Here is a 22,881-nt window from a genome sequence, read left to right as displayed (position 1 = left end):
TCTCACCCGCCCCGCCCCCTGGGCACCTCGGGCTGTGATGGTGGCCCGCCGTCGTGCGGCACCTGGGGCGGTGGCGTTGGCGACGGCCCACCGTCGCCCGTCGCCTCCTGCAGGTGCACGGTCGCGCGCCCCTGCCCGTCCCGCATGATCGTGTGCGTGAAGCGGGAGTCCTCGATCATCCGGTTGTGCCTGCCGCACAGCGGGACCGCGTTCGCCAGGTCCGTCCTGCCCCTGGCTCCTGCCCCGACAACTCCCGGGTCACCTCCCCCGCCACTCGCACCAGCCCCGCCTCGCGGGCCGGACCAGGCGGCGACGTGGTGCATCTCGGTCCATGCGAAGGGCCGGTCGCAGTCCTCGGCCGCGCACTCCGAGTAAAGGTGGGCAAGGGCCATCCGCTGCGACTCGGTGAAGAACCGACGCTGGGTGCCCAGATCGAGCGGCAGCGACTCGCCACCCATGACGGTCGGGACGATGCCGGCCTGGGCCGCCAGCCGTCGCACCTGGCCGGCCGACATGGGCACCCCGACGTCCGTGGCGCCCGCCCGGTCGGCCTCTCCGCGCAGCGTGGCCAGATCCGTCGACACGATGAAAGTGAAGGCCGTCCGCCCACCCAGACGGTCCGTCGGCAGGTGGTCGATCACCTCGCACAGGGCCCGTCCCCGAGCCGCGGCTCGCTCCCGGGCCCGCTCCCGAGGGTCGAGGGCTCCCTCCTCACGGGCGACCGGGCCCGGGCTCGCATCCGGCCGGTTCCGGCGACGCGGTCCCGTCAGCGACGCCAGCACCTTCTCCAGGAGGCGCCCCTGCAGCTCCGGCACGCTGAACCGGCCGTGCGACAACCCGTCCTGCCCGTGGTGAATGGTGAAGAAGGCCGCCTCGTGAGCTGCGGCCTCCTCCGCCTGCACGACGGAGTCCTCGTGGGCATCCACGACCTCACGGGGCACCGGCAGTGCATCGAGAGCCCGTCGCCCTGCGCTCCGTACCTCACGAGGTGTCATCCGCCGCGCCTTGCGGACCAGCTCCTCCTCGATCCGGGCCCTGTCGTCCGACTCCACCCAGTCGGGCAGGTCCCGCAGGCTCTCGGTCACCGCCCGTGCATGGTCCGGACTGATGGTGCCGTCGTCCAGGGCCAGCCCGGTGACAGAACGAACGGGAGGCGCCCCCTCTCCGGCCGCGGCACTCCCGCACGACCCCGCTCCGTCCGAGGCGGCCGCCTCGGACGCGGGTGGCGCGTTCCCGAGCTCAGCAGCCAACCGCCCTGCCCGTGACGCCGCGCGTGGGTCCATGCGTCCGCCCGACCCGAAGAACTGCCCCTCGTCCAGGTGCCGAGCCCGCCCGGCCTCCCGCTCCCGGCGAGTCACCTCACCCAGTCGGAGCCGGGCCGACTCCAGCCGGTTCCGTGCCCGGTAGACCTCCTGGTCGAGCTCCCGCAGATGTCCTGCGGACACCTGTCGGCCATCAGTCCCGAGGCAGGAGACGGCCTCCAGCAGCCCGTCGATCTCCCGGTGCAGGGCCTCCAAGCACACGACGGCACGTCGCTCGACAGTCATCGGCCCACTGCCGACACCACCGGCGAGCCCATCCAACCGCGCCATCGCCCTTCCCCGAGATCACCACCGGACCCCTCACCCGATGTGATGACGCCATACTAGTACAAGTCACCACCTGAGTGCAACACTTGTACTTGTTCACTACCTGCACTTCTTGCAACAAGATTCGATGCTGGAAACCAAGAACGTCTGAGCCGCCCCCTTCATTCGGTCCGGACGTTCTGTGAGTCGTCGGTTTCCATTTGATGGGTGCACTGCCGAGCGTACTCGGCTGGGGTTAGGTAGCCGAGCGAGGAGTGCCGGCGGTGGTGGTTGTACTCGTCCTTCCAGTCGCCGATGATGACCTGTGCGTGCAGCAGCGAGTAGAAGCTGTTGATGTTGAGGCACTCGTCGCGGATCCGGCTGTTGAACGACTCGACGTACCCGTTGCGCCACGGCGAGCCCGGAGGGATGTAGGACAGGCCGGTGCGGGTGCCGGCCCAGTCGGCCATCGCCTCGCTGATGAACTCCGGCCCGTTGTCCGACCTGAGCACCGCCGGGGCGCCCCGGGCGGCGACGAGGTCCTCGAGGTGGGCGGTGAGTCGGTCGGCGGTAATCGAGCGCTCCACGAGGCCGCCGATGCACTCCCGGGTGTGTTCGTCGACGATCGAGCAGATCTTGATCGGTCGTCCGTGCTCGTCGGCGTCGAACTGGAAGTCCACCGCCCACACCACGTTCGGCGCGTCCGCCGTCGGCGCGTCGACGGTCGAGGACCCGACGCGCTTGCGTCGACGCCGCTGCGGGACCCGGAGCCCTTCGTCACGCCACAGGCGTTGGATCTTCTTGTGGTTCACCACCCACCCCTCGGCGCGGGCGTCGTGATACGCCCGCCGATACCCGTAGCGGGGATGGTCCTTCGCCCAGGCGCGCAGCCACTCCCTGAGCGCCCGATCCGGGTCCGTGACCGTGTCGCCCTTGAGCGGTCGCCGGTACGCGGAGCGGCTCAGCCCGACCAGACGGCACGCCATCCGTTCGCTTACCCGCAACTTGCGCTTGAGGTGATCGACGGCGGCGCGGCGCCTGTCCGGGCTTAGAAGTTTCCCTCAGCCAGCTCCTTGAGCGCGGCCTTCTCCAGCTCCGCTTCCGCGAGCAGACGCTTCAGGGTCGCGTTCTGCTTCTCCAACTCCTTCAGGCGCTTTGCGTCGTCGGCCTTGAGGCCGCCGTACTGGTTCCGCCACCGGTAGTACGTCTGCTCGGACACCCCCAGCTCCCGGCACACCGCCGCGACGTCCTGACCATCGGTGAGCATCCTGTCGGCCTGCCCGAGCTTACGGACGACCTGCTCCGGGGTGTGACGCTTCCTGCTGTTCGTCATGATCTGACCAGTCTCCCTGCCCGCGACCGCGGGCAACAGGACGACTCTCATAACGACTGGACCTACGAAACGGGGTCAGCCCAGGCGTACTACGCCTGGCTCGCCCTCCGGCGCTGAGGCCCCATGCACCACCAGGAGCTCGACGCCCACCCCCTCGCCCCGAAGCGGTTCGTGACGCTCGCCCACCTCCAGCAGGTGGAACAGGCGGACTACCCCGCCCTGCAGGAGTCGACCGGCCTCTCCACCCCCGACCTCTCCAAGATCGTCAAGGACCTCGAGGAACGGAAGCTGGTCCACGTCACGAAGCGGCGCAAGGGACGCCACGGCCAGACCCTCGTGAGACTCACCCCGACCGGACGGCGAGAGTTCGCCGGTCTCGTCCGGGCACTCCAGGAGGTCGCCGGCTGATCCCCAACGGCACGGAACGGGGCCGGCCCACCGGACCGGCCCCGTTCCGTGCCACCCACCGGGGCAGCAACCCACTCCCTCAATGCTTCTGCAACCCCAGGATCGCCAGCGCCTTCTCGCGCATCTCCACCTTGCGCACCTTGCCGGTCACCGTCATCGGGAAGCTCTCCACCACGTGCACGTAGCGCGGGATCTTGTAGTGCGCCAGCTGCCCGGTGCAGAACTCGCGCACGGCGTCGGCGTCCAGCGGCTCCGCCCCCTCGCGCAGCATGACCCAGGCCATGAGCTCCTCGCCGTACTTCTCGTCCGGCACCCCGATGACCTGCACGTCCTGGACGGCCGGGTGACCGTAGAGGAACTCCTCGATCTCCCGCGGGTAGATGTTCTCCCCACCGCGGATCACCATGTCCTTCATGCGCCCGGTGATGGCGACGTACCCGTCCTCGGCCATGACCGCCAGGTCGCCGGTGTGCATCCACCGCGTGTCGTCGATGGACTCGGCCGTCTTCTCCGGCTGGTCCCAGTAGCCCAGCATCACCGAGTAGCCACGGGTGCACAGCTCACCGGTCTCGCCGCGGGGCACCGGGCGCCCGGTCACCGGGTCCACCACCTTCACCTCGACGTGCGGCATGACCTGCCCGACGGTCTCGGTGCGGTGCGGCACGTCGTCGTCGGACATGGTCATGAGCGACACCGGCGAGGTCTCGGTCATGCCGTAGCAGATCGCGACCCCGGCCATGTTCATCTCGCCCATCACCCGGCGCATGATCTCCGCCGGGCACGGGGAGCCGGCCATGATGCCGGTGCGCAGGCGGGAGAAGTCGAACTCCTCCTCGCCCTTGTCCAGCAGGCCCAGCTCGGCGATGAACATCGTCGGCACGCCGTAGAGGCTGGTGCACTTCTCGTCCGACACCGCGCGCAGCGTGGCGGCGGCCTCGAAGGAGGGCGCCGGGATGACCATGCAGGCCCCGTGCGAGGTGGCCGCCAGGTTGCCCATGACCATGCCGAAGCAGTGGTAGAAGGGCACCGGCAGGCAGATGCGGTCGGCCTCGGTGTAGTTCACGCGCTCGCCCACGAAGAAGCCGTTGTTGAGGATGTTGTGGTGGCTGAGCGTGGCGCCCTTGGGGAAGCCCGTGGTGCCGGAGGTGTACTGGATGTTGATCGGGTCGTCCGCCCCCAGCTCGCGCTGTCGCGCGGCGAGCTCCTCGACGCCCACCTGCTCGGCCGCGGCGACCACGGCGTCCCAGGACTCGTCGCCGATGTAGACGACCTCCTCCAGGTCCGGGCAGCCGCCCCGCACCCGCTCCACCATGTTCCGGTAGTTGCTCGTCTTGTGCTGCGTCGCGCTCACCAGCCAGCGCATGCCCGACTGGCGCACGACGAAGTCGAGCTCGTGCTCGCGGTAGGCCGGGTTCACGTTCACCAGCACCGCACCGACCTTGGCCGTGGCGTACTGCAACAGCGTCCACTCCGCGCAGTTCGGCGACCAGATGCCGATGCGGTCGCCCACCGCCAGCCCCCGGGCCATGAGCCCGCGCGCGAGCAGGTCCACGTCGGCGACGAACTCGGTGTACGTCCACCGCCGCCCGGTCGCGCTCTCCACCAGCGCCTCGCGCTCGCCGAAGCGCGCCGCGGTGGCGTCCAGGTTGTCACCGATGGTCTCCCCGAGGAGCGGCAGCTCGCTGGCTCCCGAGACGTAGGACAGGGCGGGGGCGGTGCCGGTCATGGGTCCTCCTGGCGGACGGGTCGGACATGGCGGACGTCACAATGCTGGAGCAACCATGCCACGATCGCACGGCACCACCGCGCATCGGCCGACCATGAGCAGTCCCTCATCCACGACTCACGGGCCCTTCACGCGCCCTCCCTAGCGTGCTCCGGCGTCACCCCCTCCCTCCGGGTGTCCCAACCGACGAGGAGTCACCATGACCGCCACCATCGCCCAGCCCACCGTGCCGGCCACCCCTGGTGCGAGCGAGCCGTCCCGGGCCACCCGCCAGTCCGAGTCCTGGCCGTTCGAGAGCATGGACGCCGCCGCCCAGGCCGGCCACGAGTCCGTCGCGACGGCGCAGCCCGGCACCGTGACCCAGCCCCTCGACCTGGAGCGCCTCCACCACGCCAAGGAGGCCTACACGACCCGCTTCGTCGTGCCCCACCTGGAGCGCACCGGCCAGGAGCTGACCCTCCTGACGGGCGCCGACGTGCGGCCCCGCGCCGGTCAGGTGGTGCTCGCCCGCATCGTGACCCTGGGCCAGCACAGCAAGCTCCCCGACTCCGGCGGCCGCCGCGCCACCCTCTACCCCGGTGACGAGGTGCTGCTGGCCTACGGCGACCGCTACGCCCCCGACCAGTTCGACGCCCGCGTGCCGGACTCGCTGGCCGTCACCAACCTGGCCGCCGCCGGCGGGCTGGCCGCCGAGGTGGTCGGCCGCCACGGCTCGATGCGGGACGCCACCGTCGTGGAGCCCCTCGGCCTGGTCGCGGACACCGCGGGCACGCCGCTGACGCTCGCCGACTGCGCCCCCCACGCGGTGCGCCCGGCGGCCGAGGTGGACGACACCGACCTGCCGCCCGTGCTCTACGTGGTCGGCAGCTCGATGAACGCCGGCAAGACCACCACCGTGGCGCAGCTGGTCCGCGGCCTGGCCCACTCCGGCCTGCGGGTCGCGGCCGGCAAGGCCACCGGGACCGGCGCCTGGGGCGACCCGGGCCTGTTCAAGGACTCCGGCGCCGAGAAGGTCCTGGACTTCACCGACTTCGGCCACCCGAGCACCTTCCTGCTCGACCCCGGCACCATCCGCGACCTCGTCGCCTCGGTGCGCGCGGACCTCGCCGCGGACCGGCCCGACGTCGTCGTCATCGAGATCGCAGACGGCCTCTACCAGCGCGAGACCTCGGCCCTGCTCAGCGAGGGCGGCCTGGACGAGCACGCCCACGGCGTCGTCCTGTGCGTCGGCGAGGCCCTCGGTGCCGTGGCCGGCGTGTCCGTGCTGCGCTCCTGCGGGCTGCCCGTCACGGGCGTCACCGGCGCGGTCACGGCCTCCCCCATGGCCTCGCGCGAGGCGGCCAGCGTGCTGGACGTCCCGATGGTCGGCACCTTCAAGCTGTCCGACCCGGAGACCGTCCGCGACTTCGTGGGTTTCTGAGGATGCTCGTCCGCCACTCCCTCCTGGCCGGTGAGGAGCAGACCGCCCAGGAGGCGGCCGCCGAGCTCCCCCCGATCTGGGAGGGAGTGCGGCGCGCGTACCTCACGGGCCTGGTGGTCTGCGGCGCCGGTCAGTCGGCCGCCGCCGCGGGCATCGCCTGGTTCACACCCCACCTGCTCGACGCCACCGATCCCCGCACCCGGGGCGTCCTGGCCGCCTCCCTGCTGCTGGCGGCCCTGCTGGTCGGCACCCTGCGCTGGGCGGAGTGGGTGCTGGCCGAGATGCTCGGGCAGCACTACGTCCTCCAGCTCCGGCGGCTGCTGGTGGCCACCGCGCTGCGCCCCGGTCGGCACTCCCACCTGGGCGTCCTGGTGGCCCGGACCACCAACGACCTGTCGGCCATCCGGTCCTGGGTGGCGATGGGGATCGCGCCGCTGGTCTCCGGCATCCCCCTGCTCGTCGGCGTCGTCCTGGCGCTGGCCTTCATGGCCTGGGAGCTCGCCGTCGCCGTCGCGTCGGCCCTGCTGATCATGGCCGCGCTCCTGGCCGGGCTCTCCCGCCCGGTGCTCCGCCGCAGCCGGGAACTGCGCCGACGACGCGGCCGGATGGCCTCCCACATCGCCGACACCGTGCAGGCGGCCCCGACCATCCGCGCCGCGGGCGGCGAGCAGCGCGAGCTGAAGAAGGTCGACGAGCACAGCACCACCGTGCGCCAGCTCGCCGTCCGCCGTGCCCGCCTGGCCGGCGTGATGCGCGGAGGGGCGGCCTCCGTGGCCGTCATCGCGATGGTGCTGGCCGGCGTCACGTCCCCCTGGACGGATCTCACCCCCGCCCGCTTCGCCACCGCCCTGCTGCTGGTCGGCCTCATCGCCACCCCGGTGCAGGACCTCGGCCGCGTCGGCGAGTACCGACAGGGCTTCCTGGCCGCCAGCCTGGTGCTGGCCAAGGCGCTGCGCCGTGGCCAGCCGCCCGGCGCGGCCCCTGCGGCGACGACCTCGACCGACGAGGACCGGGCACCTGCCCGGTCGCGCCGGCGTCGTGGCTCGACGCGCGGTCTGCTCCACGTCGCAGGCCTGCGCGACGAGGACGGCATGCCGCTGCCGGACCTGCTGGCCGTCCCGGGATCGCGCATCCACCTGCGCAGCGCGGACAGCGAGCGCGTCGACCACGTGCTGCGCACCCTGGTCGGTGACGCCGCCGACCCGGACGGCTGGGTGCAGCTCGACGGCTGGGACCTCTCGACCGCTCCGGCCAAGCGCCGTCGCCGGCTGCTCGGCTACGTCGCCGCGGACGTCCCGCTGGAGGCCGGGCGCCTCGTGAGGGCCGTGCGCTACCGACGGCCCGACTCCGACCGCTCCATCGCCCCTGTGCTGGAGGCCGTCGGCCTCACCGAGGTGGTGGCGAACCTGCCCCGCGGCGAGCGCACCACCCTGCGGCGCGGCGGCGAGCCGCTCACCCGCGAGCAGCGCATCCTGGTGCAGCTCGCCCGCGGCCTGTACTGCACTCCGCGCCTGCTGGTGCTCGACGGGGTGCACGACCGGCTCTCCGCCGCCGGCAAGGAGCAGGTGCACCGTGCCCTGGCGGACTACCCCGGCATCGTCGTGACCACGGGGGCCGAGCCCCCCGCCGACTGGCAGGTCTGGGAGCTCGACTCCCCCGACCCGCTGCACCTCGTGCGCCGCCCCACCGGCGCCACCCCGATCACCTCCCTGCCCACCCCCGACGACCCGCGGAGTCCCCGATGAACAAGTACCTGCCCGCGGTCGTGACGGTCCTGGCGCTGGCCGTCATCGTGCCCCTGCTCGCCCTCGCGCTGCGCATGCCTGGCGCCCCCGACGTCAGCGGGATCGGCGGTGGCGCCCCGGAGCCCCCGTCGGCGAGCTCGTCGGGGACGACACCCGGCGGTGAGGGCTCCGGCAGCGCGTCCGACGACGCACCGGCCACGTCACCGACCACGGACGGCCCCTCCGGGTCTGCCCCGGGCGCCTCGGGGTCGGGCGGTGGGGACGCCACCGAGCGCTCGGGCACACCGAGCAGCTCCCAGCGGCACTCCGAGGGGACCGGTGACACGCCCGACCGGTCCACCGCCGCACCCACCTCCTCGGACCCCGGCACGTCCACGAGCAGGCCGAGCTCACCGTCCCCGACCACCCGGTCGGCGGCGACGGACCCCGCCCCCGAGCCCACCCGGTCCGCCGCCACGCCCCGCACCCCGTCGGCGCCCCGCACGGTGCCCCGCGAGGTCACCCGGACGGTCCAGCCCGACCCGGCACCGGCCCCCACGGCTCCCGCCGGGGACGATGACGACGACGCGGACGACGACATCGACGACGATGATGACGACGACCTGGACGACGAGGACGAGGACGACCGTGACGACTGACGGCGGTGGACGCGGGCTGGGGCTGCGCGGACGCATCGTCATCTGGCTGGTGACGATCGTCGCGCTGGCCCTGGTCTCGCTCATCACGCTCACGTACGCCCTGGTGCGCGCGGACAACGCCCAGCGGGCCAACACCGACGTCGTCCAGGAGCTCAGCGAGTTCAAGCAGTTCACGCAGGAGGGGCGCGACCCGGGCTCGGGTGAGCCGTTCACGGCGCCCGGGGACCTGCTCGAGGTCTTCCTCACCCGCCAGCAGCCCAGCAGCAGCGAGATGTTCGTCGGGCGCACCCGCTCCGGGGAGGTCATGCAGGTCTCCGGCGACGCCATCGACGACAGCGAGGCCGTCCTCGACGACCGGGAGCTCTGGGAGCGGATCGACGAGGCGGAGTCCGGCATCGTCGACACCCCCTTCGGGGACGCGCGCTACGGCACCGCCCCGGTCCGGGTCGACGGCGAGGAGGGCTCGCTGACCGTGCTCTCCTTCCCCAGCCGCAACGACGCCGTCCTGCTGGCGGTGATGAAGCGGGCGGCGCCGCTGGCCCTGATCGCGCTGCTGCTCACCGGCCTGGCCGCCTGGTTCGTGGCCGGCCGCATCCTGGCCCCGCTGCGGCGCTTCCAGGGCGCGGCGCAGGACATCACCGAGCGCGACCTCACCCGACGCCTGCCCATCAGCGGGGACGACGAGGTGGCCGAGCTCGGACGCACCTTCAACGGGGTGCTGGACCGGCTGGCCGAGGCGTTCGGCTCGCAGCGGCAGTTCGTCGACGACGCCGGGCACGAGCTGCGGACCCCGATCACCGTGATCCGCGGGCACCTGGAGCTCATGAGCGACGACCCGGTCGAGCGCGAGGAGACCCTCGCCCTGGTGACCAGCGAGCTGGACCGGATGAGCCGGATCGTCACCGACCTGCTCGCGCTGGCCAAGGCCGAGCGGCCCGACCACATCCAGCCCGCGCCGGTGGACGTCGCGGCGCTGACCCTGGAGCTCGACTCGAACGCCGAGCGCCTCGGGGAGCGGGACTGGGTGCTGGACGAGGTCGCCGAGGGCACGGCGACCGTGGACGGCCAGCGGCTGGCGCAGGCGGTGCTGCAGCTGGCCCGCAACGCCGTGCAGTACACGCAGGAGGGCGACCGCATCCACCTCGCCTCGCGCTGGGTGACCGGCGGTGACGGCGCGTGGAGCCTCGCGTTCACGGTGGCGGACCACGGGCCCGGTGTGCCGCGCGGTCAGGAGCGACGGATCTTCGAGCGCTTCCACCGCGCCGAGGGGGCCGACGCACGCCACCCCGGCGCCGGGCTGGGGTTGCCGATCGTGCGGGCGATCGCCGAGGGCCACGGCGGCCGGGTCCGGGTGACTGAGACCCCCGGTGGCGGTGCGACCTTCACCTTGACCGTGCCCGTGCGCGACCACGTCCCCCCGCCCGCCGACGACTCCACCGACGAGGACGACTGAGATGCCCCACATCCTGATCATCGAGGACAACGACCGCATCGCCTCCTTCATCGAGAAGGGGCTGCGGGCCGCCGGCTACCAGACCGAGGTCGTGGCCGACGGGCGCACGGGCCTGACCCTGGCGATGCACGGGGGCTTCGACCTCGTGGTGCTCGACCTGGGCCTGCCCGGCATGGACGGGGCGGAGCTGCTGGAGAGTCTGCGGGGGCAGGGGTCCACGGTGCCGGTGGTGGTGCTGACGGCCCGGGACACCGTGGAGGACACCGTCTCGGCGCTGGAGGGCGGGGCGAACGACTACATGACCAAGCCGTTCCAGTTCGCCGAGCTGCTGGCCCGCGTGCGGATCCGGCTGGCGGATGCGACCGAGGGGGCCGGCTCCGGCGACGCGATGGTGGTGGAGGCCGGCGGGTTGAGCCTGGACCACCGCACCTGGGAGGTGCACGGCGACGGTGTCGACGTCGCGCTCACCTCCCGGGAGTTCGGCCTGCTGGCGGAGTTCATGCGCCACCCCGGGCAGGTGCTCAGCCGGCAGCAGCTCCTGGCCGAGGTGTGGGGTGTGGACCACGACCCGCACTCGAACGTGGTGGACGTGTGCGTGCGCCAGCTGCGCACCAAGGTGGGGAGCGACCACATCGAGACCGTGCGCGGGGTGGGGTACCGGTTCCGCTGAGGCGGGGGTGGGGCGGGCTGCCGACCGTCGGTCATCCGGCGCCCGGGACACCCAGCACCCAGCACCCAGCACCCAGCACCCAGCACCCAGCACCCAGCACCACCGTGCACCGCTGTGACCGCACACCGAACCGTCCGGTGCACAACGACACGCGGACCCATGGGCCGTCCACACGCCCGCACCGCACAATGGCCCCATGCCACTCCCCACCGTCCAGCTGACCCACCTGCCCGCCGGCGACGGCCCGGTCCTCGCACTGCACGGCGGCGCCGGGGTCGATCCGGCCTCGCTCACCGAGGAGCAGGCCCGCCGCGCCACCGACGCGCTCACCGAGGCCACCCGCGCCGGGCGAGAGGTCCTGGATGCCGGCGGCGCCGCCCTCGACGCGGTCTGCGCGAGCGTGCGGGTGCTGGAGGACAGCGAGTGCTTCAACGCCGGCCGCGGGGCCGCCCTGACCTCCGAGGGCACGGCCGAGCTCGACGCGGCGGTCATGACCGGCGACTCGCGCACGGGCGCCGTCACGTGCGCCACCGGCCCCCGCAACCCGGTCGATGCCGCCCGCGCCGTCATGGAGCAGACCGACCACGTCCTCATGGCCGCGCCCTCCCGCGAGCTGCTCGAGAAGTGGGGGCTCGACCTGGTCGGCCCGGACCACTACCTCACCGAGTCGCGCCTGCAGATGCTGCGCGAGACCAGCTCCTTCACCGAGTACCGCCACGGGACGGTCGGCGCGGTCGCCCGTGACGCCTCGGGCCGCGTCGCCGCCGCCACCTCCACCGGAGGCATCACCGCCCAGCTGCCCGGCCGCGTGGGCGACACCCCGCTCTCCGGCGCCGGCACCTGGGCCGATGACGCCACGGTCGCGGTCTCCTGCACCGGCACGGGTGAGCTGTTCGTCCGCGGGGTCGTGGGCCACGAGGTCCACGCCCGCCTGCGCTGGGCCGGCCAGCCCCTGCCCGATGCCGTGCGCGAGGCCCTCGACGAGCTGATCGGCGCCCGCGGCGGCGATGGCGGCCTGGTGGCCGTGACCCCGGCCGGCGAGGCGGTGCTGGCGTTCAACTCCCCGGGCATGTACCGCGCCCACGACCTCGGCGAGGTCCCCGTCACCGGCATCGCCTGAGGCGGTGGGGCCCTGCCGCCGGCTGCGCCCGGGGCCGGCCCGGTCCACCGGCGTCCCCAGGACTGCGTGGGCCACCGGGCGCCCACCCTCGGACACCGTGCGCCGAAAGCGTCGGCAACCGACCTGAAACGCGCACACCGAGGCCCACGCACCGGGGACGTTCTGGGGCCACGCACACCTGGGACCACCGGACTGAGGCCACGGGCACCCCGCCCTGCCGGGACCGGACTACCGTGGGCCGAATGATCACCCCTCCCGGCTCCGGCGGCTTCCGTTCCCTGGCGGCGGACCTGCGTGGCCGGACCGAGGCGGAGCTGACCGACCTGCTGCTCGCCCGCCCCGACCTGGCCCGCCCCACCATCGGCGACCTCGCGTCCCTGGCCGCGGCGGCCACCACGCAGGCCTCGATGACGCGGGCCCTGGACGCGCTGGACCGGCCGCACCTGCAGGTGCTCGAGGCCGCCATGGTGCTGGCCCCCACCGATGCCGAGGCCGTCGCGAGCGCGGTGGACGCTCCCGTCGGTGCCGTGGCGCCCCGCCTGGACGCGCTGTGGACCGCAGCCCTGCTCTGGCGCAGCCCCGAGGGTCTGCGGCCGGTCCGCATCCTCTCCGAGCTGCTGCCCACCCCGGCCGGCCTGGCCCCCGCCTCGTCCACCGCCGACGACGCACCGAGCGACCCGTCCGACCGGCTGGCCGCCCTCACCCCCGCCGAGCAGGCCCTGCTGGGGGCCCTGGTCTGGGGTCCACCGGTCGGTGAGGTCACCCGCAGCGCGCCACAGTCCACGCAGGATGCCCGCGCGGCCCTGGTCGAGGCCGGGCTGCTCACCGACCTGTCGCCAGCTCCCACGACCACCCTCTATCTCCCTTGGCCCAGGCTGCTCTTTTCCTTTTTTTTTTTTATTCAAAACCGCCCGCCCCCGTATCCCTCCCCACTGCTTACCGTCGCCAGCATCAGATGTTTATAGGAGACACCGACAGGGCCCGCCGGCAGACCGATGCCGCGGCCGCCGAGACCTCGGGGCTGCTGGCACTGGTGGACGAGCTGCTGCTCACCTTGGAGGCCCAACCCCCCACGGTGCTGGCCAACGGCGGGGTCGGCGTCCGCGACGTGACGCTCCTGGGACGCCGACTGGGGCTGGACGCCTCCGGCATGCACCTGCTGCTCACCGTCGCCCACGCCGCGGGCCTGGTGGAGGCCGGGGCCTGGCCGGCTTCGGACGAGCACCGCTGGGGCCCGACCGCCGCGGCCGACGGCTGGCAGCAGCAGGAGGACGCCACGCGCACCGCGGCGCTGCTGACCGCGTGGTGGTCCACCCCCCTCGACCCCGAGGCGACCACCGCGGACAAGCGGGCGAACGCACTGGCGCCGACCTCGGCGTCCCCGACCGTGCGCCGGCGCCGGCAGGAGCTGCTCACCGAGCTGGCCCGCCTGCAGGACGCCCCGGCGACCCCCGAGGAGCTGCTGGCCCGATGGTCCTGGCGCCACCCGCTGCACCGCGCCCCCTCCCCGTCGGAGCTGGAGGAGGTGCTGCAGCAGGCCCGGCTCCTCGGTCTGGCCACCACTCCGCTGCTGCAGCGCGACCAGTGGTCCGCGAGCCCCTGGCTGGTCCCCCTGGTCGACGGCGAGGGCGCCCCCGGCACCGCGACCGCACTGCGCCCTCACCTGCCCGACGCCACGGGCTCGATGCTGGTGCAGGCCGACCTGACCGCCGTGGTCCCGGGGCGCCCCACCCCGGAGCTCACCCGTCTGCTGCACGTCGCCACCGACGTGGAGTCCCGCGGCGGGGCCTCCACCCACCGCTTCAGCGAGCGCAGCCTGCGCCGCGCCCTCGATGCCGGCCGCTCAGCCACCGACCTGCGCGAGGCCATCGAGGCCGCGTCCGCCACGGGCCTGCCGCAGCCGGTGGAGTACCTGCTGCGCGAGGTCGCCAGCGGGCACGGCCGGGTGCACGTGACCGACGCGCGCTCCGTGCTGGCGCTCGACGACCCGGCCCTGGCCGCCCGCATGCTCCACGACCCGGAGCTGGCGCCGATCGGCCTCGAACAGGTCGCCCCGACCGTCCTGTCCGCCCGGCTACCCGCCGACCGGGCCCGTGCCTTCCTGCGCGACCACGGCTACGGCCCCTCGGTCGGCCGGGAGCAGGACCTCTCCCCGCAGCGCGTGACGACGCGGCGGGCCGCCACCGTCCGGTCGCATCCCCTCACCCGCGAGTCGGCCGGGGAGCGCGCCCGGTCCCTGCTCGCCACGACCGCCGAGCGCGACGACGCGAGCCCGGCCCCCACCCCGACTGCACCGCGGCGCCAGACCGACGACCCGGTGGTGGTGCTCGCGATGCTGCGGGAGGCCGCCGCCGACGGCGCGCCGGTGTGGATCTGGCACACCGACGACCTCGGCTCGGTGCGCACGACGCTGGTCACCCCGACCTCGGTGGACGGCGGCCGGCTGTACGGGGTGAAGGACGCCGAGCGCCTGCCCCGCGCGTGGAGCATCCACCGGATCGTGGGGGCCGCGGCAGGGGCGTGAGCGGCCGATCGGGACGACGTGGTAAGCAGGAGGGTCGGACTCGCGTAGACTGCCCCTCATGGCTGTTCCGAAGCGCAAGATGTCCCGAAGCAACACCCGCCACCGCCGCTCGCAGTGGAAGGCCGAGACGCCGACCCTGCAGACGCAGACCATCAACGGCCAGGAGGTCACCATCCCCCGCCGTCTGGTCAACGCCGTCAAGCGCGGCCTGATCAAGTACTGAGCAGGTGAGGCGGGCACGGCCCGCCCCACCGCGCGAGGCTCCCGGTCCCCTGGGACCGTGAGCCTCCTTGTCGTGTGATGACGGCCGTCACACCACGACCGTCTTCTTCCGGCAAGGAGAGCCCCCACCGGGAATGAACTGTCCCCCTGAAGTTGGACTGGTTTGAGCGTACGGGGTCTCACGCGGCAGCGAGGGTCTGGTTCCGGTACTGCACCGGGGCCAGGCCCTCGTTGCTGCTGTGGGGGCGGTCGTGGTTGAACCAGGCCAGGTAGTCCCGCAGGGCCGTCGTGAGCTGGGTGGGTGTGGTGAAGGACGTGTCGCAGTACAACTCGTCCTTGAGGTGACCGAAGAAGCTCTCGATGACGGCGTTGTCCAGGCAGTTGCCCTTGCGGGACATCGACGCGGTCGCACCGACCCGTGCGAGTAATTCCTGCCAGGTGGCGTGCTGGTACTGGAATCCCTGGTCGGAGTGCACGATCGGGTGCTGGCCCGGTTCCAAGGTGGTCAGGGCCTGCTGCAGGGAGGAGTTCGTCAGCGTCAGGGTCGGGGAAGGGCCGATGGTGGCGCCGATGACCTGTCGGTCGAACAGGTCCATCACCGCTGAGAGGAACACCTTGTCCGGGCCGATGTGGAACTCGGTGACGTCGGTGACCCACTTCTGGTTCGGCCCGGTGACGGTGAAGTCACGGTCCAGCACGTTGGGCGCGGTGCGACTGGTGGTACCCCGGTAGGACCGGAACCGGCGCCTGCGGATCGGGCAGCGCAGATCGAGCTCGCGCATCAGCTTCCACACCGTCTTGCGGGAAACGACCCACCCGTCGGCGCGTAGTTGCGCCCAGACCCGGCGGTGCCCGAAACGCTTGCGACTGGCCGTGAACACCTCGGTGATCGCGGTCTTCAGCTCGGCCTGCGGGTCCGGCTCCAAGAGGCGTGCCTGGTGGTAGAAGAACGTCGAGCGCGCCAGACCGGCCGCGGCCAGCAGGTCACCCAGACGGTGCTGCGCCTTGAGGGAAACGACGGCCTTCACCTTGGCCGACGTTGCTGCTCCATCAAGGCCTGCAATTTTCCCAGGTAGGCGTTCTGCGCCCGCAAGCGCTGGTTCTCCCGGCGCAACGCCTCGAGCTCCGAGACCGGCTCCGAAGGCCTGGCCGGGCGGCCCCTGGGTCTGGGGCGCAGCCCGTCAGGCCCCTCGGCTTTCAGGACTCTGGCCCAGGTCGCGATCAGGGGCGGTGAGGGCACCCCGAACTCGCCGGCCAGTGCCACCTTGGATTCACCGGCCAGGTAGCGCTGGGCGGCCTCAAGCTTGACCTCGAACGGGTAGGACTTCTTCGGTGGCTCCACCAACGCTCCTCGGCCTGACAGTTTCCAGCGTCGGTAGAGACTTCGCACCGCCCAGCGGCTCTTGCCCAGCCGCGTGGCCACGGCGCGAGAGCCCCAACCAGACTCGAAGAACTCTACGGCCGTCAACCGCTCCTGCGATGACAACGAACTCTTGGCCTCCATCACGAACTCCCCGGGAGTCGGAACTGATTTCTCAGTCCAACTCCCGGGGAGCAGTTCACAGGTCACGGGGGCTCTCGTCGTGCCCGGGCGCTTCAGAAGATCCGGACGCGCTCGGCCTCGTCCAGCCACATGCCGTCGCCCGGCCGGGTGCCGAAGGCCTCGTGGAAGGCGTCCAGGTTGCGGGCCACGTTCGCCCGGACGTCCAGCGGTGCGTGCGGGTCGATCGCCAGCAGGCGCTTGGCCTCGGCCTCGCGGGCCTTCCCGTTCCAGATCTGCGCCCAGGCCAGGAAGAAGCGCTGGTCACCGGTGAGCCCCTCGAGCTCCGGCGCCGGCTCGTCGCCCCGGGAGATGCGGTAGGCCGCCAGCCCGATCGCCAGACCGCCCAGGTCGCCGATGTTCTCCCCGACGGTCAGCCCGCCGTTGACGTGGCTGCCGGGGGCGTCCACCGGCTCGATGCCGTCGAACTGCTCGACGAGCTGCTGCGCCAGGGCGTCGAAGCGCTCCCGGTCCTGCGTGGTCCACCAGTCCTCCAGCGCACCGGAGCCGGCGTAGCGCGAGCCCTGGTCGTCGAAGCCGTGACCGATCTCGTGGCCGATGACACCGCCGATCCCGCCGTAGTTCGCCGCGTCGTCCGCGTCCGCGTCGAAGAAGGGCGGCTGCAGGATGGCTGCGGGGAAGACGATCTCGTTGAGACCCGGGTTGTAGTAGGCGTTCACCGTCTGCGGCGGCATGAACCACTCGCCCCGGTCCACCGGCTGCCCGATCTTCCGCAGTTCGCGGCGGGTCTCCGAGGCCGCGGCCCGGCGCACGTTACCCAGCAGGTCGTCCGGCTCGGCCACCAGGTCGGAGTAGTCCTTCCACCGCTCCGGGTAGCCGATCTTCGGCCGGAAGGACTCGAGCTTCTCCAGCGCGCGCTGCCGGGTCTCGTCGCCCATCCACGGCAGGTCGGCGAAGCAGCGGCGGTAGGCCTCGATGAGGTTGGCGACGAGCTCCTCCATCGCCTCCTTGTGCGACGGCGGGAAGTGCTCGGCGACGTAGAGCTGGCCCACCAGCTCACCGGCCGCCCCCTCGACGAAGGCGACCCCGCGCTTCCAGCGGTCGCGCATCTCCGGCGCGCCGGTGAGCGTGCGACCGAAGAAGTCGAAGTTCTCCTCCACCATCGCCTCGGGGCCGAAGGCGGCCCGCGCACTGACGACGCGCCACAGGAGCCAGTCCCGCCAGGTGTCGAGGCCGGCGGCCTCCGGCCCGTCGAACAGCTCGGGAAGCCGCGACAGGAAGGTGTCCTGGCGGGCGATCACGCGCTCCAGTCCCGCCTCGGACAGGCCCAGTTCCTCGGCCCAGAGGTCCAGGTGCAGCCCGTGCGTCGACTCCAGGAGCTCCTCCCTCGTCCAGGGGGTGAAGGTCCTCACGGCATCGCGCGTGGCCACGGCGTCCCAGTGCCGGGCGGCGATGCGCTGCTCGAGATCGACCACGCGCTGGGCGAGGTCCGCCGCGGCCGGCTCGTCCTCGACCACACCGGCCAGCAGCACCAGGCGCCCCACGTGCTCCCGGTAGGCGGCGAGCACCTCGGCGTGCTGCTCCTCGCGGTAGTACGCCTCGTCGGGCAGGCCGATGCCGCCCTGCTCCAGGTATACCGAGTAGCGGTCCGGGTGCTCGTTGTCGTTGTCCACGAAGGGCTGCAGCAGCCCCGGCACGCCGACCGCCTGCAGCCGACCGAGGGCGCGGGCGAGCCCGGCGGCGTCCTGCACCTCCCGGACCACCGCGAGATCCGGCTCCAGCGCGTCGACGCCCGCGGCCTCGACCGCATCGGTGTCCATGAACGAGGCGTAGAGCGCCCCGACCGTGCCCGCGCCGGTGTCGGTCGCGTCCCGCCCCGCACGGGAGGCCGCGTCCTCGATGAGGGCACGCACGTCCGCCTCGGCCTTCTCCCGCAGACGGTGGAAGGTGCCGTAGCTGGAACGGTCGGCGGGGATCTCGGTGGTGGCCCGCCAGGTGCCGTTCGCGTGCAGGAAGAGGTTGTCCTGCGGTCGGACCGTCAGGTCGCGGTCGTCGAGGGCGAGTCCGAGGTTCGCTGTCATGGCCACACTGTGCCACCGCTGGTCCCGCCGATCGCGACGCCCCTCACACAGCAGGGAGCCCCCGCCGGTGGCGGAGGCTCCCTGCTGTGTGGCGCCGGTGACTCAGTAGCGGGTCAGGGCCTCGAACTCCCAGTGCCAGTACTCGGGCTTGTACGCGCCCTCACGCGCCCAGCTCGGGTTCACCCAGCCGAAGCGGGGGGCGTTGGCGTCCATCCACTTGTACTTGGTCGTCCCGAAGCCGATCTCGCTGGCCGGCTCGGAGATGTCGCAGGCCGCGGCCCAGCCGTGCTGCGAGGTGCCGGGCACCGCGGCCCAGAAGCCACGGCGGATCTTGTAGAGCACCTGGGTCTCGTAGGTGCGGTAGCACTCACCCACCTTGATGTCGTGACCGAAGGTGGCCTTGTACTCCTTGTTCAGGCGCGCCAGCTGGTCGGCGGCCTCGCAGCGCATCAGCTGGTGCTCCTTGCCCTGCAGGGGGCTGTCGCACAGGGTGACGGGGTCCAGACGACCGTTGGTGCCGGTGTACTCGTAGTGCACGTCGCCCAGCTCCGAGGCGGGCACGAAGCTCGTCGGCCCGGCCTGGAACCACTGGCCGTCGGCGGTGAACTGACCACGCAGCACGCCACCCTCGGGGACGCTGCCGACGTAACCGGAGGAGAAGCTCGGGCCTCCGTAGACGGAGGTGAACTGCGAGCCGTCGGCCGGCTTGATGTACCTGACGATCTCGTCGCCCGGCTCGGGGTCGTCCGGCAGGTCGACCACCTCGGTGGCGAAGGAGTGCCAGAAGTACCCGCGGTCGGTCTTGATCCACCCGTTCACCCAGGTGCCCTGCAGCTCGGTGCCGGGCTCGGCGCGGCCGATGACGGCGTGGGTCAGGCCGGGGCCCGAGCGGAGGTTCACCGAGCGGTCGATGCGGTAGGTGGCCCCGGCCGAGGAGTCCGCCGGCCGCACGTAGGCGCCGTGCACGAAGCCGTCCTGCGTCTTCACCCAGCCGTTGCCGAGCATCTTGCCCTCGATGAGGGTGCCGGCGGAGTAGTGCCCGAGGACCTGGGACTTCACGGTCGGGGCCTGGCGGATGTTCAGCGGGGTGGTGACCTCGTAGGAGGTCGTGTCCGAGGCCGGGGAGCCGGCGGAGGCGCCACCGACGGAGACGTCCTCCGGAGCGGGCTCGGCGGGCAGCCCCAGCCGGACGCCGGACTCCTGGACGTAGCCGTTCTCGGTCTCGATCCAGCCGTTGCCCATCGCGGTGCCCTGCAGCACGTCACCGCGCTTCAGGGAGCCGACCGGGTCCGCGGAGTCGCTGGGGTCGTGGTGGACGAGGAGCTCGTCGACCGTGACGGTGAAGTCCTGGAGGGAGGAGGCGTGGGCCTGCGCGGCGACGGGGCCGAGGGCAGCGGCACCGAGGCCGAGCGCCGTTCCGGCGACGACGCCGGTGGCACGCGGGGATCGCGTGGTGAGCATGAGGTTTCCTTGGGGAGTGCGAGCGACGGGGGAGGATGCAACATCAGGACGCGCGTGATAGGGGGACGCCTACCACGGGTGCAGAGTGCCGGGGGGTCCCCCATCTGTCAAATGCCGTGCTGTCGCGTCAGCGTGCGGCGTTCGACGATCGGCGCCCCGGGCCGGGCACGGACGGTGGCCGACCCCACGCCGCGGATCCGCGGAAGGCACCCCCGCAGGCGGCATGATGGGTTCCCGCGACGCGCGGGACCGACCCGTGGCGCCCGTCCCACACCAACGGAGTCCCCATGAACAACCCCTCCAGCACGGCCGTGACCGACGAGGTCCTGGCCGGACGCACGAGCCTCGAGTCGACCCTCAGACCCCACTGGGTGTGGGCCATCGCCCTGGGCTCGGCCATCGGGTGGGGTGCCTTCGTGCTGCCCACCGACTGGCTGGCGACGGCCGGCCCCCTCGGTGTCGCGATCGGCATCACCCTGGGCGCGGCCCTCATGTGCCTCATCGCCGTCAGCTACGGCATCCTCATCCGCACCTTCCCGGTCTCCGGCGGTGAGTTCGCGTACGCCTTCCACGCCTTCGGGCGCAACCACGCGTTCGCCTGCGGCTGGTTCCTGACCCTCGGCTACGCGGCGATCGTGGCGCTCAACGCCTCCGCGGTCGCCCTGCTCTTCCGACGTCTGCTGCCCGCCCTGGTCGAGTGGGTGCCGCTGTGGGAGGTCGCCGGCTGGCAGGTCTACCTCGGCGAGGTGGTGGCCGCGAGCCTCGCGCTGGCGCTGTTCGCCGTGCTCAACACGCGCGGCACGGAGCTCTCCGGCCGCGCCCAGTTCCTCATGGTCATGGCCATGCTGTTCGGCGTGCTGCTCATCCTGGTCGGCGTGCTGGTCCACCCGGAGGGCACCTGGAGCAATGTCTCCCCCGGCTTCCCGACCGGGGTGACGCCGGTGGCCGCGATCCTCAGCATCGTCGCCATCGCGCCGTGGGCCTTCGTCGGCTTCGACAACGTGCCCCAGGCGGCCGAGGAGTTCGACTTCCCGCCGTCCAAGGCCTTCGGCCTCATCGTCTTCGCCATCGTGGCCGCCGCGGCCATCTACGTCGCCATGACGGTCGCCACCGCGGCCTCGCAGTCCTGGGAGGGCCTGGTGTCCTCCGAGCCCATCTGGGGCACGGCCGACGGCGTGAGCAACCTGTTCGGCTCGCTGGGCCTGCTGGTCCTGGGCCTCTCGGTGGCCATGGGTGTGGCCACCGGCCTGAACGGCTTCTACGTGGCCTCCAGCCGTCTGCTGTTCGCGATGGGGCGGGCCAAGATCGTGCCCGAGGCGTTCGGCCGCCTGAACGGCCACCGCGCCCCGGCCTTCTCGGTCCTCTTCGTGATGGCGATCTGCCTGCTCTCCCCGTGGTTCGGGCGGGAGGCGCTCACGTGGATCGTGGACATGAGCTCCATCGGCGTGACGATCGCCTACACGTACACCTGCGCCGCCGCGTTCCGCCTGCTGCGCTGGTCCTCCGCACCGGCCGTCCCGGGTGAGCCCGAGGGCAGCCGCTCGACCCCGCGCAAGCTGATGGCCCTGGCGGGCGCCTTCGCGGGCGTGTGCTTCCTGCTGCTCCTGCTGGTCCCCGGGTCTCCGGCGGCCCTGAAGATGCCCTCCCTCATCGCGCTGGCCGTGTGGGTGGCGCTCGGGCTGGTGTTCTGGGTGAGCCGCCGCAACCGGGTCGCGCAGATCCCCGAGGAGGAGATGCGCACCCTCGTGCTGGGCGAGCACCAGCACGCCGACGGCACCCGCTGAGGCGGCGCTCCTCTCTCCGCCCCTGCCCCTGCCGCGTCCCCGCCCCGCCTCTTCCCCGATTTGGGCACCTGATGTGACCTTCTCGTCGCGACACGCCGAGGATCGGCGCACATCGCAGTACTCAGGTGCCCAAATTGGGGAGGCGAAGGGGCCAGGCGGAAGGGGCGGGAGTGCGTGCCCTCGGCCGGCCCCGGAGGAGGGGTGCACGCCCGCCCTGCCCCGGAGGCGGGGTGCGTGCCCGTCAGCCGGCGAGGGCCTTGACCACGCGACTCACCGAGGGCTTGCCCAGCTGCTCGGCCATCCAGGTGCTGGTGGCCACGAGCTTCTCCGGGTCCACCCCGTGCTCGATGCCCATGCCCTCCAAGGCCCACACGAGGTCCTCGGTGGCCAGGTTGCCGGTCGCCGACTTCGCGTAGGGGCACCCGCCCAGACCACCGGCGGAGGCGTCCACCACCCGCACGCCGCGCGAGAGGGCCGCCATCGTGTTGGACAGGGCCTGCCCGTAGGTGTCGTGGAAGTGCACGCCGATGCGGTCGGCGCCCAGGCCCACCTTCTCCAGCCCGTCGAGCAGGTGGTGCACGTGGGCGTAGGTGCCCACGCCGATGGTGTCGCCCAGGCTGAGCTGGTCGCAGCCCAGGTCCATCAGGCGCTGGCAGGTGTCGACCACCTGGTCGACCGGCACCGGACCCTCCCACGGGTCGCCGAAGCACATCGAGACGTAGGCGCGCACCCACATGCCCTCGGCGCGAGCCTGCTCCACCACCGGGGCGAACATCGCGAACTGCTCCTCACGGCCGCGGTTGAGGTTCTTCTGCGCGAAGGCCTCGGTGGCCGACCCGAACACCGCGATGCTGGACAGCCCCAGCGCCTGCGCCCGCTCCAGGCCCTTCATGTTCGGCACGAGCACCGGGCGCCTCGGGCCCTTGGCGGTGTCGCCCAGCTGGCCGATGAGCTCCTCGGCGTCACCGAGCTGCGGCACCCACTTCTGCGGCACGAAGCTCGTGGTCTCCACGGTGTCCAGACCCGCGTCCACCAGGCGACGGACGAACTCGGCCTTCACCTCGGTGGGGATGACGCCCTTCTCGTTCTGCAGCCCGTCGCGAGGCCCCACCTCGTAGATGGTGACCGACTCGGGCATGCCGCCGACGGCCCCCAGGTCCGGGGTCAGGTCGCGGGCGGTCTCGATCTGGGCGGTGCGCATCGGCGGTGCTCCTCGGGGAGGGTGAC

General features: G+C 72.4%; 17 protein-coding genes and 1 pseudogene. 11 read left to right on the top strand and 7 right to left on the bottom strand.

All coding sequences use genetic code 11. From position 1 onward, the window contains the following. Positions 1–2 precede the first annotated feature (2 nt). Together ACY8FT_RS00380 and ACY8FT_RS00375 are read right to left on the bottom strand one after the other, a co-directional pair. Positions 3–1,547: a DUF222 domain-containing protein gene (locus tag ACY8FT_RS00380; protein WP_462416986.1), complete on the bottom strand. Its 1,545-nt coding sequence runs from the start codon at positions 1,545–1,547 to the stop codon at positions 3–5. A gap of 203 nt (positions 1,548–1,750) precedes the next feature. Continuing rightward, positions 1,751–2,901, bottom strand: a protein-coding gene (locus ACY8FT_RS00375; protein ID WP_115306721.1) for an IS3 family transposase whose coding sequence is annotated in 2 segments (ribosomal slippage) — positions 1,751–2,631 and positions 2,631–2,901 — 1,152 coding nt in all. Because the reading frame shifts where the segments join, the coding sequence is not laid out codon by codon here. A 123-nt stretch (positions 2,902–3,024) separates the two neighbouring features. Between ACY8FT_RS00375 and ACY8FT_RS00370 the strand changes: the two genes are divergently transcribed. Next, a complete protein-coding gene (locus ACY8FT_RS00370) occupies positions 3,025–3,309 on the top strand; it encodes a transcriptional regulator (RefSeq protein WP_462416985.1) in 285 nt (94 codons plus the stop codon). A 79-nt stretch (positions 3,310–3,388) separates the two neighbouring features. Here the strand turns inward: ACY8FT_RS00370 and ACY8FT_RS00365 are convergent, their stop codons facing one another. Then, positions 3,389–5,035, bottom strand: coding sequence for an AMP-binding protein (locus ACY8FT_RS00365; RefSeq protein ID WP_462416984.1), 1,647 nt, complete (start codon positions 5,033–5,035; stop codon positions 3,389–3,391). A 199-nt stretch (positions 5,036–5,234) separates the two neighbouring features. Here ACY8FT_RS00365 and ACY8FT_RS00360 point away from each other — a divergent pair, with 199 nt between their 5' ends. The 9 genes from ACY8FT_RS00360 (at position 5,235) to rpmF (ending at position 14,828) form a co-directional block, all read left to right on the top strand. Next, positions 5,235–6,455, top strand: coding sequence for a DUF1611 domain-containing protein (locus ACY8FT_RS00360; protein ID WP_462416983.1), 1,221 nt, complete (start codon positions 5,235–5,237; stop codon positions 6,453–6,455). 2 nt (positions 6,456–6,457) lie between these two features. Further along, positions 6,458–8,200, top strand: a complete 1,743-nt coding sequence (locus ACY8FT_RS00355) for an ABC transporter transmembrane domain-containing protein (RefSeq protein WP_462416982.1) — start codon at positions 6,458–6,460, stop codon at positions 8,198–8,200. Then, positions 8,197–8,838, top strand: a complete 642-nt coding sequence (locus ACY8FT_RS00350; RefSeq protein ID WP_462416981.1) for a hypothetical protein — start codon at positions 8,197–8,199, stop codon at positions 8,836–8,838. Before ACY8FT_RS00355 ends, ACY8FT_RS00350 begins: the two co-directional genes overlap by 4 nt. Next, positions 8,828–10,291 carry a sensor histidine kinase gene (locus tag ACY8FT_RS00345; RefSeq protein WP_462416980.1) on the top strand — a complete coding sequence of 488 codons (1,464 nt, stop codon included), beginning with the start codon at positions 8,828–8,830 and terminating at the stop codon, positions 10,289–10,291. The genes ACY8FT_RS00350 and ACY8FT_RS00345 overlap by 11 nt, the downstream gene beginning before the upstream one ends. A gap of 1 nt (position 10,292) precedes the next feature. Further along, positions 10,293–10,961: a response regulator transcription factor gene (locus tag ACY8FT_RS00340; protein ID WP_462416979.1), complete on the top strand. Its 669-nt coding sequence runs from the start codon at positions 10,293–10,295 to the stop codon at positions 10,959–10,961. Positions 10,962–11,157: 196 nt separating this feature from the next. Beyond that, positions 11,158–12,081 (top strand): isoaspartyl peptidase/L-asparaginase family protein, encoded by a 924-nt coding sequence (locus ACY8FT_RS00335; RefSeq protein WP_462416978.1) that lies wholly within the window; start codon positions 11,158–11,160, stop codon positions 12,079–12,081. 242 nt (positions 12,082–12,323) lie between these two features. Continuing rightward, positions 12,324–13,046: a hypothetical protein gene (locus tag ACY8FT_RS00330; RefSeq protein WP_462416977.1), complete on the top strand. Its 723-nt coding sequence runs from the start codon at positions 12,324–12,326 to the stop codon at positions 13,044–13,046. Continuing rightward, positions 13,037–14,605 carry a helicase-associated domain-containing protein gene (locus ACY8FT_RS00325; RefSeq protein WP_462416976.1) on the top strand — a complete coding sequence of 523 codons (1,569 nt, stop codon included), beginning with the start codon at positions 13,037–13,039 and terminating at the stop codon, positions 14,603–14,605. The genes ACY8FT_RS00330 and ACY8FT_RS00325 overlap by 10 nt, the downstream gene beginning before the upstream one ends. Before the next feature lie 58 nt (positions 14,606–14,663). Next, the gene (gene rpmF / locus ACY8FT_RS00320) at positions 14,664–14,828 is read left to right on the top strand and encodes a 50S ribosomal protein L32 (protein WP_462416975.1); all 165 of its coding nucleotides are present in this window, start codon (positions 14,664–14,666) and stop codon (positions 14,826–14,828) included. A gap of 178 nt (positions 14,829–15,006) precedes the next feature. Here the strand turns inward: rpmF and ACY8FT_RS00315 are convergent. From ACY8FT_RS00315 to ACY8FT_RS00305, 3 genes and pseudogenes are all read right to left on the bottom strand, one after another. Then, positions 15,007–16,270 (bottom strand): annotated as a pseudogene (locus tag ACY8FT_RS00315) (IS3 family transposase). A 153-nt stretch (positions 16,271–16,423) separates the two neighbouring features. Continuing rightward, complete coding sequence (locus tag ACY8FT_RS00310) at positions 16,424–18,409, bottom strand: M13 family metallopeptidase (protein ID WP_462416974.1); 1,986 nt, start codon at positions 18,407–18,409, stop codon at positions 16,424–16,426. 102 nt (positions 18,410–18,511) lie between these two features. Further along, positions 18,512–19,870: a D-alanyl-D-alanine carboxypeptidase family protein gene (locus tag ACY8FT_RS00305; protein ID WP_462416973.1), complete on the bottom strand. Its 1,359-nt coding sequence runs from the start codon at positions 19,868–19,870 to the stop codon at positions 18,512–18,514. A gap of 287 nt (positions 19,871–20,157) precedes the next feature. On the opposite strand from ACY8FT_RS00305, the gene ACY8FT_RS00300 reads away from it, so the two are divergent. Next, positions 20,158–21,654, top strand: coding sequence for an APC family permease (locus ACY8FT_RS00300; RefSeq protein ID WP_462416972.1), 1,497 nt, complete (start codon positions 20,158–20,160; stop codon positions 21,652–21,654). 241 nt (positions 21,655–21,895) lie between these two features. On the opposite strand, the gene ACY8FT_RS00295 is transcribed toward ACY8FT_RS00300, so the two are convergent. Further along, positions 21,896–22,855 carry a hydroxymethylglutaryl-CoA lyase gene (locus ACY8FT_RS00295; RefSeq protein ID WP_462416971.1) on the bottom strand — a complete coding sequence of 320 codons (960 nt, stop codon included), beginning with the start codon at positions 22,853–22,855 and terminating at the stop codon, positions 21,896–21,898. Positions 22,856–22,881 lie beyond the last annotated feature (26 nt).

It is taken from the genome of Kytococcus sp. Marseille-QA3725 (assembly GCF_054950055.1).
This window is presented reverse-complemented; position numbering and strand designations above follow the sequence as displayed.